The following is a 16927-nucleotide window of genomic DNA, read 5'->3' as shown; positions in this document are numbered from 1 at the left end:
ACTGGATACATATTTCAGAGAATTTCTTATTTGGTGTACTATACATAGCTGCACTTCTGCACTGGGAAATACACTGTTGATGGCTGCAGGAAAGCTTTTTAGCCCATCTACACATGCAATCAGAATATCTTCTACTCCTCTTTCTTTGAGGTTATTTAGCACTTCCAACCAAAAGTTAGCTCCTTCACTTTCAGCCAAATAAAAGCCCAGGACTTCTTTTCTGCCATTTTGGTCTATGCCCAATATATTGTACATACATTTACTTACGCAATGTCCATCCTCCTTGACCTTAAAGAACATCCCATCCATAAATACTATCGGGTATACTGATTGCAGTGGACGACTACGCCATTCATTGATTATAGGCAGTAATTTGTCGGTAATACTTGATATCTCTGCTACCGATATTTTGTGATCATAAATTTCCTCAACGTGTGACGCTATATCTCTATAGCTCATACCACTGGCAAATGTGCTCAAAATCTTCGTTTCAAGCTCTGGATGTAAGCTTGTTTGCCTTTTTTTGACTATTTGCGGCTCAAAACTTCCTTCTCTATCTCTTGGCGTTAACAGCTCAAATGAACCTGCACTTGTACGTAAAGTCTTTCCATTCCTCCCATTTCTGCGATTATTTTCTTCACTTTCAGCTAATAAATGGTTTTCTATTTCACCTTCTAGACTCGCCTCCAGCAGCTTTTTTATAAATGGTGTTAATGCTCCCTCCTTTCCTGTCAACGGTCTTCCTTCTCGTATAGACGACAGGATATTTGTTTCCAACTCTTTATAATCTACCAATCCGTTAGTTCTGTTTACTACTTTTTGACTCATTGTCAAACCTCCATTTTTTTATATCAATTTATTACTTTTTTTCGGTTTGACACACTTTTTTGAACATTCCCTTCGGATTATCTATTTTACTAATGCTGCTTATTACTTTGCCATTACCACTTGATATAGCCAAACTATAGCTATCACCATCCTTCATTATTTTGATGGATACCTTATCCTCAGGTAACACTATAAGCTTTTTCGTATCACTATCGTGAATTACAAATTTGCCATCTTTAAAGTAATACTTGTCTTCGGGCAAAGCACCAACCTTATAATCTGATGTATGCAGTTTGTTCCAAAACTTTAACACAGAGCCTTTATCTTCTCCTTCTGCTCTATCATACAAGGCTTTCACATCATTGTAATCTATGGTTACATTTGCCTTGTGCTTTCCTTCTAAGTCTCGATCATAGTTCTTTTCTATTTTCAAGATTGTGTCTTTTAATACCTGCTCTTTCTCCTCCACTGAAGCTGACCTTTTTGCCCTTGTTGGAATTTGTGGCTGATCAGACTGCATTTCACTATTGTCGTTTCTCTCTTCAGCAACAATATTAGTAGTACTATGGCTCATGTTAACTTCTGTCTTAGTTTCACTTACTTGCCCTTTTGGACTTTCGGTTTGTTTCTCTTTTGTGAATATTCTCTGATAGTCCGTGTAGCCTCTATTAGTATCACCGATATCGCCATCACCTTGATCGAAAGTTATTTTTTTACTTCCATTCCCCATGTCCTCAATTTCAACTTGAGGAGAAACAGATGCGAGGAAATCATTATAACTGTAGTTATAATCAGCAGAAAAGAATATTTTTCCTTTGAAGTTATGGAAATTATTAGATAACATTCCAATTTCTTCATCAGTATCACCATCAAATAGTTTTACTTTAGTGAAATATGCTTGATCTTTTATTCTAACTATTTCACTACTTGAGTTTCTTTGTATGTGGTAATCATTTGGGTCGTACTTTATAGCAAAAAGTTTGCCAGAGCCATATTTCTCTAAGTTTATAAGGCCCACATTTACATGTTTATGGGAATAATCTCTCTTCTCATATTCATGTGCAAATATTGGATCTATATATCTATATTCATCTGGTATGCCATTATACTCTCTCCCTTCAGAATCAGATGGTGCTAACTTATATTGTCCATCCTTTTGCACTAACTTTAGATGAGTAACTTTTTCAGGTAACTGATAGCGCACATTTTTTCCGTGATCATGAATGAACAAGTTACTTCCATTTGTAATTTCACCTCTTTCATTTTTCACCTCTTCGGTAATATAAAAGCCCATATTTTTGAACTCATGTAAGCGCTCGTCTCCTTGCTTTACAACAGCTTCATATACATCATCGTCTGTCCTATCTGTTCCCTTATTATCCAGTAATGTTCCTTTTTCCACGATTACTCCATTTGCCTTTTGCTCATCAGAATATTGTGTGTGCTCTGAATCTTGATGATTCAAAATTTTGGTACCTCTAAGGAGCAGAGAATCTAAATCTTTTTGGATGTGTCCAGTGCTAGGATGCAACAATTCATTTTCATGTAAATGCGCTTCATCAAAGTATTCATCACGTTCAACTGTTCTGCCGTCTATTAAAGAAGCTTTATAATGACCATTTTCTTTCGTAATCGCCATATAAGCACCACCATCATATTGAGTATTTAAGTTGTGCAGTATATCCTCAAAAATGAAAGTTTCTTTAGTTTGGCCTTCAACTTGCTTGAAAAATCCTGATTCGCTCGATAATTCTCCAAGCTTTGTATCTCCATCTTGTATGGATAGCGCACCCATATTCCCGTGACCATGGGCTTTTATAGAGAAAATCTTACCTTCTTGTAGATCAATATGATTTGTACTCCTTATTAAGTTTGGATCGATATTGATCATCTCTTCTAACATCTTTTCTACATCGATGTTCTTAGTCGCTTTTACTTGTTCTAAGCCAGTGTTTATGGTTTTATCAAGTAAGGAATTTTTCAATTCTTCATATCGAGAGGAAGAAGTAATGAAATTATATTTTTCCAAAAGTTCTTCATAGGAGATCTCTTGTTTATGATATCTTTCAAGTACTTCAGTGGATTCCTTATGAATCTGCTCATCCAGATTCTTTAGTTTCTCATCGCAAGTTTTTTTCAAAGTTTTATCATACTTTGACAATACATTTAAAACCTGACTCTTATATTCTTGACTGTTTTGATATTCATTACCTTGTTGGTCAGAGTAAGTTAGTTTATCCTGTCCATCAGAAGTTTTTACTACCTTGAGGAAATGATATTCCTTTGATATATCAAATGTATCATTTGTTGCCCTATTTATAGCACGAGCAACATCATAAAATGCAACGTGTTCTACAGGAGAAAAACTTCCAACGTTTTCTCCATCCATTTTTTCTATATTTGCTTTATAGTAGGATATGTTTTTAATTTCTCCACCCACTATTTCTTGACCAGTTGCTATAAAAGCTCCTTTTGTAACTTGCAAAGCGTTAAGATGTTCCATTGCAGTTTCTGTATCATTCTCAGCAAGCCAGCCTTTAAAATTATCATTATGCCCTTTTATTTGAGAGAGAAAGTCTTTTGACTTATGTGAGTCACCTTGACGTAAAGCATCTAGGTAGTCTCTTAATAAACTAGGATCTTTTTCCTGTAAGTACATTATCAACGCATGACCTGTTTTATAAACCAGGCTATTTGCTTCGTCGTTCTCTGAATATTCTAAACTTAAAATTTCACTTAAATTCAAATTTGTAGCTTCAGTTTTGTCGATACTTGATCCTTGAGAATTGAATTTATGATCTGAATGGTGCTCAAAGTAATCTGCAATTCCTTCCATTAATACTGCAGGTAGGTGCTCACCTCCTGTAGCCAAGTAAGTTAAACCATGTGCAAATTCATGCTGAAGGTTATGAACGCCACCTTGTTGGTAGACATACATTTCAGCAAAAACATCAGCTTCCCCTTTGTAGTAACATTTACCACCTTCATCTCCAAGGTAAGAACCGAAACGCTCGCTTCCGCCAAGGTGAGTGTAATCATCCTTGTCATCAAACATATAAATTTTAAATGTTTGTTCTGAGTTGCTGTGTTTTAACTTGAATGCGTCCTTAAAATTAGTAGCTGTTTCTCTTATCTCACTTTCAATGTTAGCAATTTTACTTGCTCTTAAATTATGAGAATAAACCTCTACTTTAATATTTAAATCTTTAACTTCTACAACATGTGGCGAATTAAATCCTTTGCCGTTATTGTTGAAATATTCTTCTTTAGTTATATTTTTATTTATTTGTTGATTGATTGTCATAATTCTAACCTCTAATTTACTAACTCTTCAAATATAAGGTGATCTCTACTAAAAAAATGTGAATTTTCATATTGGTATAGTCTATATCTTAGTGAAGAAATATAAGTAATTAATTTAATATGAACAATATAAGATATAGCTTGACTACAAAAAAATCTACATTCTAACGTTACATTAGGATAGGGTAAGAATTTAAAAGCAAATTGACTTCTATTCCACTGAAGCACTATACTAAAGCTACGATGGGTAATTAGCTCAGTTGGTAGAGCACTTGCTTGACGTGCAAGGGGTCGCTGGTTCGAGCCCAGTGTTACCCACGTTTTTTGCTCATGAAAAGATTTTATATGACAGCAGTCCACAATGGCAAACACTCAGCAGCAGCATCCAAGCGCTTAATTTATTCTATAATAATAGTTGCAATAACAATGCTTATGGAGATAGCAGGTGGAATAATTTCACACTCGCTTGCTCTGTTATCAGATGCAGGACACATGCTCACTGACCTTTTTGCTTTGGTTTTAAGCTGGATAGCACATAAATTTTCAGCCAAGAAATCTGATTTACAGAGGTCATATGGTTATCACAGATTGCAGATAATTGCAGCATTTATTAATGGTTTAACTCTATTTCTCATTGCAGCGGTCATTATAATTGAATCAATAAAAAGATTTATTTTTCCAGTTAATGTTGAATGGAAAGTAATGTTAATAATTGCCACACTTGGCCTGATTTCTAATATCATAGTCTTTTTTATATTACATAGTAAATGTGAAAGTAACATAAACATAAAAAGTGCTGTATTACACGTCATAGGAGATATTTTAGGCTCTGTAGCTGCTATACTTGCATCCATAATTATCATGCTTACCGGATGGCAAGTAGTGGACCCTATTTTGTCAATATTTGTCAGCGTAATAATCTTAAACAGTGGCTATAAAATTCTCAAGAATTCTTGCCATATACTCCTTGAAGGTACACCTGAAGGTGTATCTGCTGAGGAGATCAAAAGTGAGATTGTATCTAAGTTACCTGAAGTGATAGATGTGCACCACATACATGCATGGTCACTATCTGATAATTATTTTATAATTACCATGCATGCCAAAGTAAAGCAAAATGCACAACACACTGATATTTTGTATGAGATAAAAAAAATACTACTAAATAGGTTCGAGATAGCACACTCTACAGTCGAGATCGAATACGATGAGTGTGTGGATAATAAGATACTTAAACATTGACGTTTTAAATTATTATGCTATTACTAGAGTGTAATGATGTTGAAGGTAAGCTATGATAGGTATTTCTCAATTATAATTTCCTTCAAAGGAATCTAACAGGCTAAAGTTTTTTGTTTACCTTGGTACTGTGCAAGCGTTAAATATATTAACTATGTCCACCAGTATAGCAATTTCTTTTGTGGCTGTTCTTTACAGATTAGAGGTCCAAACTTTTCTTACCTATAAAAAATAAAGAATGAGGAAGTAAATAAAAAGGAATACTGGAAAGTATTTATTAAAGATAATATAATCAAGTCAGTGTTTTTTTATCGTTAGTAGGGTTTATATTATATCTATCCTTTACTAAGGCTCTCATATTAGCTTGGCTGTTAGCACCGATACCATTAACGATGTTAATAATTTTGTTGCAACCTGAAGTCAGACCAAAAAAACTTAATCCTATTGCCCTGTTTAAGAATGCAGTGAATTTACTTTTGGATGGTGCACGAGAGAACTTATTCGGTATGAAGTATTTTATTAATACTGCTATTGAACACACATTGCCTCATTTATCAAATGATAGTATTATTGACAATATTAATATATTAAAAGATAAATATGGTGAGAAGATACCAGAATCTAAGGATATTATACATAATAATGAATTTATTATGTTTATAGAAGGAGAAAAAGAGTTTAGGGATAATAATAAAAAGGGATTGATTAACTTTCTTAATGAGTGGTGCAATAATGATGAACAAGTTCATGTTTCTGGACTCATGGGAGGGCAAATTTTATACTTAGTTCTAAAGGCTTGCAATAGTGGAGATAGTGAATCAGTTGCAGCAAAAGGCAGGAATTGGCAAAGTCTTTAATGTATGCCATAAATTATGCTCAAGGGACGTTTATTTCTGAAACTTGCTTTACCGGTATTATTGGTGCTGCGATAAAGTCATTAGAAGGAATACACTCTAGTATTAGAGTAAAATACCTTATGGAAGACAGAATTGGAATGGATGCAAAAGATGAGGCGTATGAGTTTATTAAGAAAGAGCTGAAAAAAAAGAAGAATCATAAAGAAATCCTCAATGCTTGGGATAAGTCAGATGATAGCAGTAAACAAATAACTTCTAATTTTATTCAAGAGATCAGGATACCTTTAATGAGAAATTTGTTTAGCTTGGATTGTAGTGAACAGAATGTAGTAGATACAATAGAAAATCTTGAATATATTAATCCAGGAAAATTAACCGACCCAAACATCGATAATATAAGAAGTAACAGGGTCAGCACGTAAATTATAAAAACTTATGTTCCTTACCTTGCAGAAGATTCACAATATTTCTGTGGTGTTTTAGGAAAACTAGTGTTCCTATAACTAGTAATGTTAAGAACAAATTCCTCTGGAAAAAAAAGGACCATGCTACAGCCGTTGAAGTAGCACTTAATGAAGCAAGAGAAGAGTATCTAAAGATAAAAAATACCACTATCCAGGCAAATATAAATATCAGGGCAACTAGCATATTAAGTGCTATTAAAACTCCCAAAGTTGTTGCAACTCCTTTGCCTCCTTTAAATTTTAGCCAAATGGGAAACATGTGCCCTAAAACTGCTAAAATTGCAGATATATATATACAAAGATTGTCATCGAAAAATTGTTGTGCTATATAAACCGCGATAAACCCTTTAAAGGCATCCAGAAATAATGCAAGAGCAGCAAGGCCTTTATTTCCTGTCCTTGCAACGTTTGTAGCGCCAATGTTTCCTGAGCCTACCTCTCTTAAATTTATCCCCTTTATTTTTGCAATAATTAAGCTAAACGGTATTGAACCGAGTACGTAGGATAATATAAGAATTATATATTTCTCCATTATACTAAAAACCTAGTTAATCTTGTTATTTCTCAGTCTTTTTAGATAGAATTGAACTTCATCGTTGATTTGATTACTGAACAGTATGAGCGCTGTCATATTGATGAGTGCTAAACAAGAGAATAAAGCTCCACCAATATTGGCAATAGCCATTATATCTTTAGAAAGACCAGAGAAAAATGCCACAATTATTACCGATATTCGGTATATCACTATACTCTTTGCACCAAACAAATATAACCATCCCATTTCACAGCAATAGACAAATGAAATTACTGAAGAAAATGCAAATAAAGGCGCAGCTATTGTTAAAAGGATAGGAAACCAAGAAGAAACTGTCTCAAATGCTTTTTGAGTGATCAGTATTCCCTCGCCAGTGCTGGTCTGGTATGCACCTGTTATTACTATTGTTATTCCTGTTAAACAGCAAATTAACATTGTGTCAAAGCATGGTTCTATCATCGCAACTAGTCCAGTTCTAACCGGCTCCTCATCTTTAGCTACCGCGTGAGTGATTGAAGCAGAACCAACACCTGCTTCGCTGGCAAAAACTGCCCTTTGAATTCCAGCAACAAATGCTCCTACCACTCCTCCACCAACAGCATTGAAGTCTATCATACTGGAAAATAATATTTTAAATGCGTTACTAAAATTGTGAATATTAAATGCAATAATCGTGAAACAACTCAAAATATATATGAGTGACATAATAGGTACTAGTGCAGAAGACACCCTGGCTATCCTTCTAATTCCACCAATAATTACTAGAGCAAGTAACATAGAAATTATGGAAGAGAGAAACCAAGGATGACCATCTATCCAATGTGAATAACCAGATAATATTGAAACCATTTGGTTAGTTTGAAACGCTACACTTCCACCAAGACCTGATAATATAAAAAATACTGCATATATAGCAGCCAGAACAATACCAAGTTTTTTAAATCCAAATTCCTCTAGCCCATTCCTTATATATTGAAAAGGACCACTGAATAACTGCTCTTGACCTTCTGTTCTGTGCCTGAATGCTAAAGTTACTTCAGCAAACTTTGCAGACATACCAAAAAAACCTGTAATCATCATCCAAGGTACCGCTCCTGGCCCTCCCATTGAAATTGCAATTGCAACACCAGCAACAGTTCCAAGACCTACTGTGCTTGATAGCGCGGTTACGAATGCCTGAAAATGCGTAATGTGACCATCGTGATGATCTGTGTTATATTTTCCACACAAAATAGCGAATGCATGCTTAAACATCCTTATGTTGAGAAATTTAAAACGTAGTGTTAGAAATATATAACCAAAAACCAATAGAAGAATTATAAATGGTACGTGAAAGATCTTGAAAAACAATACTTCATTCATGAAGTTGCTTATTCCATTTAATGCAATGTCATAACTTTTGTAAAAAATTGAAGCAGCATATACATCATTAAACGATAGGCAAAATAACATCATACAAAGCAATCTATAAATCATGTTTATACCTTTCGTAATAAGAGTCTACTGCATTTGAAACGTCCCTTCTCAGTAGGTATATTGCAACAGCATTTGGAATCATAAGGCACATAAACAGACTGTCACCTAAATAAGATATAAATTCTATATTTTTTGATATACAGCTGATATACACTGAACCCACTATAAAAAATTGAAATAATATCAGTACTTTTTTGTTACTAAATAAGTACACAAGGGCAACTTCACAGTAGTAATAATAAGCTATTATCGTGGAAAATGCAAAGGAAAACATTATCAGCGGAAGAACTAGCTTGCTAAATAAAGGCAAGGCTGTCAAAAATGCTGAGCTAACTAACGTAATATCACCGATTTCATTGGTACTGTGCATACCAGTGATAATTATCACAACACCAGTCAAAAATGAGACTAATATTGTGTCTACAAATGGTGCAATCATTGCAACACTCCCAACTTTAACTGGGTCTTTCTCTTTTACAATCGAATGTGCTATAGCTGCTGTTCCAGTACCCGCTTCATTAGCAAACACTGATCTTCTTACCCCTGCTATTAATCCACTCAATACTCCACCTTCTATAGCTGATTTGTTAAAGATATCTTGAAACATTATAGATAGAGCATTTAAAAGATTACTTCCGTTTGCACAGATTAAATACATGCACATGCCTACATATAACATTATCATAATCGGCCCTAAACCTGTTGCAACGAAAGCAATTCGCTTGATCCCTCCCAGTATTACAATTAATACAAGCAGAGATATAATAACAGATGCGTTGTATTCAAATAGGTTATTTGACAACGCTGCAATTTGATTTGCTTGAAATGGTATGCCGCCCAGAATCATTGCAACAAGCAGCATAATCACATAAATAAATGCGAGGGATTTGCCAATTTTTATAAATCCAATCTTTGCAAGTCCATGCTCCATATAATAAAAAGCTCCACCAGTTGTGTTTTCAGAGCGGTAATTGAATGCAAGCACTACTTCAGCAAACTTTATTGACATACCAAGTATTCCAGTAACTATCATCCAAAAAACTGCACTTGGGCCCCCTATTGTGATAGCTATTGCAACTCCTGATATTGTTCCAAGACCAACTGTTCCGGAAATGACTGTTGCAAACGCTTGAATATGAGTGATTACACCATTATTATTGCCATTACATTTTAGGTTAAATAGCGTCTGTATTCCATGTTTGAATAATCTAAAGTTAGTAAATTTGAATTGAATCATACAAAAAACTCCAGTTGCAATTACCCAAATAATTATGAATGGAATGTTAAATATCTTTATATATAGAAGAGAATTTAATAGATCAGTTACTTTTACAACCATGCTGCTCACTATTTTTTATATAGCGGACTAGTTTTATATGCGTAATATATATAAAGTCCAGTACTTATTGGAATAGTCAATACATAAACTGCACCTAAAATTGGTAGTGTTATCCAGGGCTTGCTTATAAAAAATATGATCAATATTCCAAAAAATGATACAAAGATATAGGATAAACTTTTAGGGACATAAATGTACTTTGCGGAGAAAGTTGGAATATGACTTATCGAAAAAAATGAAATGGCCAAAAAGTAACAAGCTGTATTCCTTACGTTAAAAAACTGCTCTATAAGAAGTAAGTATTCACTTTCATGAGATTGGAAGGTAATAATTATTGGTAACAGAGCAAGTAAAGCGCATACAGGAGCTGGAATGCCGGAAAAGAAATTTTTTTTCCAGCATAGTTGTTCTGAATGTAGCGAAACATTGAATCTTGCAAGTCTTATTGATATGCAGATTACATATATCATTACTAAGATCCAACCTACAACTTTAATTTTATTTAACTTCCAAAAATACAAAAGAAAGGCAGGTGCTGAACCAAAATTCAGAAAATCTGCAAAAGAATCAAGCTGTGCTCCAAAATCGCTAGTTGATTTTAGAATTCTGGCTATTCTACCATCCATTCCATCTATTATTGCTGCGATGATAATAAAAGTTGCTGACAATTCCCATTGTTCATTAAATGTGAATTTAAGTGAAGTAAGGCCAGCACATAAACCCAGTAAAGTTATAAAATTTGGAAATAATTTGGTAATAGGTAAGAATTTACCGTTACTTCCATCGTTATTCATATTACATCAAAAATAAGCTTCTCTTGCTTGTTTAAATCTGCTATAATTGTTTCACCACCAATAACAGTTTGCCCTTCTGAAACTCTTACCTCTATGCCAGTAGGTATATAAATATTTACTCTACTGCCAAATCGTATAATTCCAAATCTTTCACCTGCTTTTACACTTTGAGATACTCTCAAATTACAAACAATGCGGCGTGCAATAAATCCAGCTATTTGTTCCACAATGATTTCTTTCCCCTCTTCATATTCAATCACAATAACCTGCTTTTCATTTTCATTACTAGACCTATTGCTTACTGCAGAAATAAACTTGCCTTTTTTATAATTCATTTCCTTTATCGCACCAGATATTGGTATACGATTCACATGGACATTCAAAACACTTAGAAATATGCTGACAAGTGTAAACTTCTTTCCTTCTTCGTTTTCTGCTAACAAAGGATAATTAACTTCTTCAATTTTTGAAATCACACCATCAGCAGGGCTTAATATGAAATCCTTATTGTTTGGTACAGCTCTTGATGGGTCACGAAAGAAATAAGTACATAATAGTGTTGGGAATAAGCAAGTAATGCCAGCCCCCCAAGATATAGAGAATGCTATACACGTTACTATAAAGGAAACAATTATAAATAAATAACCTTCTCTGTTTATGTTAGGCAAACCAAAGCACATAACTTATTCTCGATAATTCATTATTAATAATTTATCATTTATAATTTCTCATGAAAAGCTTTTTTTTTACTGTTTCACTTTTGGAATTATTATATAAACATTTGCTTATAAAATCGTTGATAGATATCTATTTTTTAATAAAAATTGAAGTTTTTTTAACTATTATTAATATAATCTTAATAAAAACTTAATAATATATGAATTAATATGTTCGCAATTTCGTATGACAGGGGAAATAGAAAAAGATGAATCTCCTTCCTTACACGTTGCAATTAAGGCAGGTGATATTAAAACTGCAGAATTACTAATAAAATCTGGTGCAAACGTCAATGATAATTATGAACGTAATCGTACACCACTGCATATTGCCATCGGGCATAAGCAATTTGAAATAGCGAAATTGCTGATAGAAAGTGGAGCAAACGTTAACGCAAAAACTGAAAATCATGGCAAAGATTACTTAACACCAATGCACCTTGCAATTTTTGCAAATACGCCAGAGTTCATAGAATTACTAGCTAGCCATGGTGCGTTAATTAATGAAAGGGAAAGCACTGAAGGGCATACACCTCTTCACTTTGCTGCTTTATATGGAAATAAAAGTGTAATACAAGCCTTAGTTGATAAGGGACGGAATATTGAAGATATAGATAACAATGGGGGAACAGCTTTATTTTTAGCTACTAGACAATGCACTGAAGCAGAGAATGATAGCAGAATAGAAGTTATCGAATATTTGATAAATAAACTCAAAGCAGACATAACAAAAAAGGATAATAATAACAACACAATACTTTTTCCTGCTGCTAATAATTGTCCTGAAAAGGTAGTAAAACTCGTTATTGAACAATATGTGGAAAGTTTTGATAGAAATCAGCTAAAGGATTTTATCAACCACAAAAATAAAGCTGGAATGGATGCTTTGGATATCGCGCTCAATAGTGGGAATGAAAAAGCCATTGAAGTACTTAGATCATATGGAGCAGATATTGAAAAGATAGAAGGTGAAAGTCGTCTATTTCGTACAGTAAAAGAAGGTAATATAGAAAAAACGGGGCTTCTTTTGAAACAGGGAGCAAACATTAATATAAAAAATGGGAGGGGACTTACTCCTTTAGATCTTGCGATGCAGGAAAACGATCAAGACATGGCTCGATTCCTAAGAGAGAATAAAGCAAAAACGGGTTTAGAGATGAAAGTTCAGTTAGCAGCATTAGTTACGCTAACTATTATAACTCTTGGTTTAGCGCTAGTAGTGTATTTTATTGTGAAAGGTATTCAAGAAATTGCTGCACAAAAAACAGGCAGTACTCTCAATAATGCAGAAAGCACAAAGATAGAATCTCCAATCAAGCAAAAATAAAAGCAGCTCACAGATAGTTGATAAATTTCTTGCTTTATTTACATGCTTTCTATAGCATAGCATATTAATATTAGAATAGGGTGTGTGTTATGTTTGTAGGTCAAAATAATAATCAACAGCAAAATAGAAATAGGGCACAGGATTTAATAGAAGAAGCGCAAAATGTTCACAACAACACTAGTAAAACTAAAAAGCTCATCAATATAGTTTTATTAGTAAGTATGATTTCTCCGCTTCTTTTCATCATACAATTCCTTTTATATTTATTATTAGTAAATTATTTTTTCAAACCAGGAGAAAATGAAAAAAGGTCGTCAGCATGGTTAAAAAATATCATTAGAGGAATATTAACAACTATTTTGATCGTATGTATTATTCCTTCCTGTATGTTTTTAGTGCTGCCTATGTTGTCCTTGTGGCTGCTAAATCGTGAAGGAGTACGGCAGCTTAATAGTTTAATACAACAAATTCCAAAAGAAGAGATACCTTTCTTCCATAGTTTAACTAATGTCCTTCCTTTTGCTGTAAAAACTACTCATGATCCAAGTGCAGTTGCTAGTATAAATTTGAGTGTTGATAGACTCATAGAAAAGTATAAAGAGAATCTAAGCAAAAATGAGTTCTATGTGCAGCTAAATAGAGGCAACACAAACGACATTGAAGAGTATATCAAACAGTCAAGTGAATTTACAGAAGGTGATAAATCTCATGTACTTGAATGCTTAAGATTTATCAATAGAACAGGAGATAATTTTAAAGATAATCATAGTAAGCTAACACTAAAGCAGGCAGCTGTTTTATGTTGGAAAGCCTGCAACGATAGAAATACAGGAACAGAAAATCAAAGAATCCCTTTGAATGATGAAGACATAAAAAATAGAAAAGATATGTTTGTAAAGGGTCTTGTAGACGCTGCAACAACTTACGGTACTCAAGGTCAAAGTTGTGCAGGTGGAACATACAATAAACTGTTTGAGTCTTTATCTGATTTGCATCTATTAGTAGTTATTACACTAGATGAAGAAGAAGCTAGAGCAATGATAAAAGAAACGATTACGCAAAAATTCCCTGAAATGGCCAGAGCCAATTTTAGCAATTTCTCTGAACTAGAACAAGGAAGGATCCGTAATGAGTTACCAGAGTTATCATCTGAAACGGTAAGGTATATTATGACTACGCATTCAGCTGTCGAGAGAAGGTGTCAGGAGTTCAGCAGTAAACTAAACAATGATAAAAAGGATGAAATATTAAAGAGTGTATAAGCAATCTATTCTGTGTTAATTTGGAAAGTCTAAGCAAAAGGGAAAGGTAAATTATACCTCACTGTAGTTATACATCTTGAAATATAAAGCAGGGTTTCATGTAGGTAGTGTGGTATATTTTGCCTATATACCACAACCAAAGATACTTCTTTCAGTTTTAAAATCTTGCTAATCGTTGTATACAAATGTAATATTAATTAACATTTATAAATAAAGCAATTCCATGGAAAGTAATTACAACGCTGACGCAATAAAAATCCTAAGAGGTCTTGATGCTGTAAGAAAGCGTCCAGGTATGTACATTGGTGATACTGATGATGGATCTGGTTTGCACCATATGGTGTATGAGGTTGTTGATAATGCGATAGATGAGTCTTTAGCTGGATATTGTGATAAAATTGAAGTTAGCATAAATGAAGATGGATCAGTATCTGTAACTGATAACGGTCGTGGCATTCCAACTGATATTCATGAAGAAGAAGGAATATCAGCAGCAGAAGTAATAATGACTCAACTTCATGCTGGCGGTAAGTTTGATAATAATACCTATAAAGTTTCCGGTGGATTACATGGTGTTGGAATCTCGGTTGTAAATGCATTATCAAGCTGGCTGGAATTAACTATCTGGCGCAACAAGAAAGAACACTTTATACGCTTTGAAGATGGTGAGTCCATTGAATCCTTAAAAGTAGTGAATGAAAACACAAACAAAAGAGGAACTAGAGTGACATTCATGCCATCAACAGAGACTTTTAACGGTGTCGATTTTAGTTACTCTACTCTTGAGAGTCGCATCAGAGAATTAGCATTTTTAAATTCAAACATCAAGATTACTTTGTGTGATTTACGTAATAAACCATATGTGGAGTCTCACTTTAACGATAGTAAACAGTCTGAAGATAATTTCGGCACAGCAAATTTTGTACGGTACTTGGATAAAAACAAGACACACGTTACTAAAATTGCCAGCATTAGAGATGATGTGAAAAATCTAGGCACCAGTGTAGAAATATCGATGGAGTGGAATGATTCTTACTATGAGAATATGCTGTGCTTCACAAACAACATAAGACAACGGGATGGTGGTACGCATTTGGCAGGGTTTAGATCTGCACTAACCAGATGTATCAATAACTATGCAACCAATGAAGGGTTTTTGAAGAAAGCAAAAGTGAATTTGACCGGAGAAGACGTTAGAGAAGGCTTAACTTGTGTTTTATCTCTCAAAATGCCTGATCCTAAATTTTCTTCACAGACAAAAGATAAGTTGGTCAGTTCTGAAGCGCGGACAGTTGTAGAGAGCATAGTTTTTGACAAATTAAGTACAATACTTGAAACTGACCCCAAGTTAGCAACAAGCATAATAGAAAGAGCGATTAGATCAGCAAAAGGAAGAGAAGCAGCAAGAAAAGCACGAGAGTTAGTTAAAAATAAAAATAATATTGATATCGCAACTTTACCTGGAAAGCTTGCCGATTGTCAGGAAAAAGTTCCTGAGTTATCGGAATTGTTTATAGTAGAGGGTAATTCCGCAGGTGGTACTGCAAAGCAGGGACGTAATCGTAAAACACAGGCAGTACTTGCATTAAGAGGGAAAATTCTAAACGTAGAACGTGCAGGATTGGATCGTATTTTTTCATCTGCAGAAATTGGCTCTCTGATCACGGCAATTGGGGCTGGAATAGGGAGTGAGCACTTCGATATTGAAAAAACTAGGTATCATAAAATTATCATTATGACAGATGCAGACGTTGATGGCTCACATATAAGAACTTTGATTCTAACTTTCTTTTTTAGACATATGCGCGAAGTAATTGAAAAAGGATATTTATATATAGCGCAGCCACCGCTCTATAAAGTTACAAAAAATGCCAAAGATACTCATATTAAAGATGACGAAACTTTTAAAAAGTATATGGTAAATTCAGCGATTAAAAGATTAACATTAAATGGTATAGGCAAAGACTTGCGTTTCGTTTTGAATAAGTGCCTCAGTATTTCAAACATTAGCAAAAATTATGATAGGGAAATACCACAAGATCTCTTAGAATCATTGCTAATTTTAAGCAAAAAGAATGCTCTATTGTCTGCTGATGAGATATTAAAATATTTAAAATTGATGTATAGTGAATATAATTGGGAAGTAGAAGTAAAAGATGAAGAAATTCACATTACTAAATTGTTTCAAGGATTAGCAGACAAATATGTATTCTCGCTTAGCATGCTTGAAAGCAAAGAAATACAGAATATATTGAGTTCTCTTGATAACATAATTGACTTATTTAATGGTGATTCATTTTTAAAGTCGCAAGAAACTGAAATAAAAATAAAGTCTCCAAGTGCACTTGCAAAAATAGTAATGGATTACGGTAAAAAAGGTTTAACTCTGCAGAGATTTAAAGGCCTTGGTGAGATGAATGCTGATCAGCTTTGGGAAACTACACTCAATCCAGAAACTAGAACTCTGCTAAAAGTTGAAATAAAAGATTGTGAGGAAGCAGATAGCATATTCTCGGTGCTAATGGGTGATATGGTTGAACCACGTCGTGACTTTATAAATAACAATGCACTTAACGTGCATGATGTTGATATTTGATTTTAGAAATGCTAGATAGTAAGCCCTTATGGCTTGACTCAACCAGCATTGTGTGCCAAAATGGCTATTTAAAATGTATTACTAACTAGTCCATTTCAGAAATCTGAATTGATCTTGATTGTATTCCTGTTTTCGATCATAAATATATAGATTTTCTGCCCTACTGTTGTTATAATTAATACCTCGCTAAA

The 16927-nt window shown here is 34.0% G+C and carries 13 protein-coding genes and 1 tRNA gene; 7 read left to right on the top strand and 7 right to left on the bottom strand.

Going from position 1 to position 16927, the window contains the following annotated elements:
- Together Wcon_RS00320 and Wcon_RS00315 are read right to left on the bottom strand one after the other, a co-directional pair.
- A partial coding sequence (locus Wcon_RS00320; protein ID WP_114516781.1) for an IS256 family transposase occupies positions 1–828 on the bottom strand: 828 nt, incomplete at its 3' end.
- A gap of 31 nt (positions 829–859) precedes the next feature.
- Positions 860–4132, bottom strand: coding sequence for a peptidase M2 (locus Wcon_RS00315; protein ID WP_237349942.1), 3273 nt, complete (start codon positions 4130–4132; stop codon positions 860–862).
- 244 nt (positions 4133–4376) lie between these two features.
- Between Wcon_RS00315 and Wcon_RS00310 the strand changes: the two genes are divergently transcribed.
- From Wcon_RS00310 to Wcon_RS00295, 4 genes are all read left to right on the top strand, one after another.
- Positions 4377–4449, top strand: a tRNA-Val gene (locus tag Wcon_RS00310).
- A gap of 27 nt (positions 4450–4476) precedes the next feature.
- The gene (locus tag Wcon_RS00305; protein WP_114516787.1) at positions 4477–5373 is read left to right on the top strand and encodes a cation diffusion facilitator family transporter; all 897 of its coding nucleotides are present in this window, start codon (positions 4477–4479) and stop codon (positions 5371–5373) included.
- 404 nt (positions 5374–5777) lie between these two features.
- Positions 5778–6227 carry a hypothetical protein gene (locus Wcon_RS00300; RefSeq protein ID WP_147269129.1) on the top strand — a complete coding sequence of 150 codons (450 nt, stop codon included), beginning with the start codon at positions 5778–5780 and terminating at the stop codon, positions 6225–6227.
- A complete protein-coding gene (locus Wcon_RS00295) occupies positions 6212–6649 on the top strand; it encodes a hypothetical protein (RefSeq protein WP_114516779.1) in 438 nt (145 codons plus the stop codon). The genes Wcon_RS00300 and Wcon_RS00295 overlap by 16 nt, the downstream gene beginning before the upstream one ends.
- 1 nt (position 6650) lies before the next feature.
- Here the strand turns inward: Wcon_RS00295 and plsY are convergent, their stop codons facing one another.
- From plsY to Wcon_RS00270, 5 genes are read right to left on the bottom strand one after another with little or no spacing between them, the layout of a single operon-like run.
- Positions 6651–7223, bottom strand: coding sequence for a glycerol-3-phosphate 1-O-acyltransferase PlsY (gene plsY, locus Wcon_RS00290; protein ID WP_114516778.1), 573 nt, complete (start codon positions 7221–7223; stop codon positions 6651–6653).
- Between the two features lie 12 nt (positions 7224–7235).
- A complete protein-coding gene (locus tag Wcon_RS00285; RefSeq protein WP_114516777.1) occupies positions 7236–8702 on the bottom strand; it encodes an alanine/glycine:cation symporter family protein in 1467 nt (488 codons plus the stop codon).
- Positions 8692–10041 carry an alanine/glycine:cation symporter family protein gene (locus Wcon_RS00280; protein ID WP_114516776.1) on the bottom strand — a complete coding sequence of 450 codons (1350 nt, stop codon included), beginning with the start codon at positions 10039–10041 and terminating at the stop codon, positions 8692–8694. Before Wcon_RS00280 ends, Wcon_RS00285 begins: the two co-directional genes overlap by 11 nt.
- An 8-nt stretch (positions 10042–10049) precedes the next feature.
- Complete coding sequence (locus tag Wcon_RS00275; protein ID WP_114516775.1) at positions 10050–10835, bottom strand: CDP-alcohol phosphatidyltransferase family protein; 786 nt, start codon at positions 10833–10835, stop codon at positions 10050–10052.
- Complete coding sequence (locus Wcon_RS00270) at positions 10832–11515, bottom strand: phosphatidylserine decarboxylase (RefSeq protein ID WP_114516774.1); 684 nt, start codon at positions 11513–11515, stop codon at positions 10832–10834. The genes Wcon_RS00275 and Wcon_RS00270 overlap by 4 nt, the downstream gene beginning before the upstream one ends.
- Before the next feature lie 223 nt (positions 11516–11738).
- On the opposite strand from Wcon_RS00270, the gene Wcon_RS00265 reads away from it, so the two are divergent.
- The 3 genes from Wcon_RS00265 to gyrB all read left to right on the top strand — a co-directional run bounded on the left by Wcon_RS00265 (position 11739) and on the right by gyrB (position 16736).
- Positions 11739–12878 carry an ankyrin repeat domain-containing protein gene (locus Wcon_RS00265; protein ID WP_237349941.1) on the top strand — a complete coding sequence of 380 codons (1140 nt, stop codon included), beginning with the start codon at positions 11739–11741 and terminating at the stop codon, positions 12876–12878.
- Positions 12879–12967: 89 nt separating this feature from the next.
- Positions 12968–14140 carry a hypothetical protein gene (locus tag Wcon_RS00260; protein ID WP_237349940.1) on the top strand — a complete coding sequence of 391 codons (1173 nt, stop codon included), beginning with the start codon at positions 12968–12970 and terminating at the stop codon, positions 14138–14140.
- A gap of 223 nt (positions 14141–14363) precedes the next feature.
- A complete protein-coding gene (gyrB, locus tag Wcon_RS00255; RefSeq protein ID WP_114516773.1) occupies positions 14364–16736 on the top strand; it encodes a DNA topoisomerase (ATP-hydrolyzing) subunit B in 2373 nt (790 codons plus the stop codon).
- Positions 16737–16927 lie beyond the last annotated feature (191 nt).

It is taken from the genome of Wolbachia endosymbiont of Cylisticus convexus, assembly GCF_003344345.1.
This window is presented reverse-complemented; position numbering and strand designations above follow the sequence as displayed.

Coding starts and splice junctions, on each gene's coding strand:
- Wcon_RS00260 (WP_237349940.1), top strand. CDS start 12,968: ATGTTTGTAGGTCAAAATAATAATCAACAGCAAAATAGAAATAGGGCA.
- Wcon_RS00275 (WP_114516775.1), bottom strand. CDS start 10,835: ATGAATAACGATGGAAGTAACGGTAAATTCTTACCTATTACCAAATTA.
- gyrB (WP_114516773.1), top strand. CDS start 14,364: ATGGAAAGTAATTACAACGCTGACGCAATAAAAATCCTAAGAGGTCTT.
- Wcon_RS00315 (WP_237349942.1), bottom strand. CDS start 4,132: ATGACAATCAATCAACAAATAAATAAAAATATAACTAAAGAAGAATAT.
- Wcon_RS00285 (WP_114516777.1), bottom strand. CDS start 8,702: ATGATTTATAGATTGCTTTGTATGATGTTATTTTGCCTATCGTTTAAT.
- Wcon_RS00265 (WP_237349941.1), top strand. CDS start 11,739: ATGACAGGGGAAATAGAAAAAGATGAATCTCCTTCCTTACACGTTGCA.
- Wcon_RS00270 (WP_114516774.1), bottom strand. CDS start 11,515: ATGTGCTTTGGTTTGCCTAACATAAACAGAGAAGGTTATTTATTTATA.
- Wcon_RS00305 (WP_114516787.1), top strand. CDS start 4,477: ATGACAGCAGTCCACAATGGCAAACACTCAGCAGCAGCATCCAAGCGC.
- Wcon_RS00280 (WP_114516776.1), bottom strand. CDS start 10,041: ATGGTTGTAAAAGTAACTGATCTATTAAATTCTCTTCTATATATAAAG.
- plsY (WP_114516778.1), bottom strand. CDS start 7,223: ATGGAGAAATATATAATTCTTATATTATCCTACGTACTCGGTTCAATA.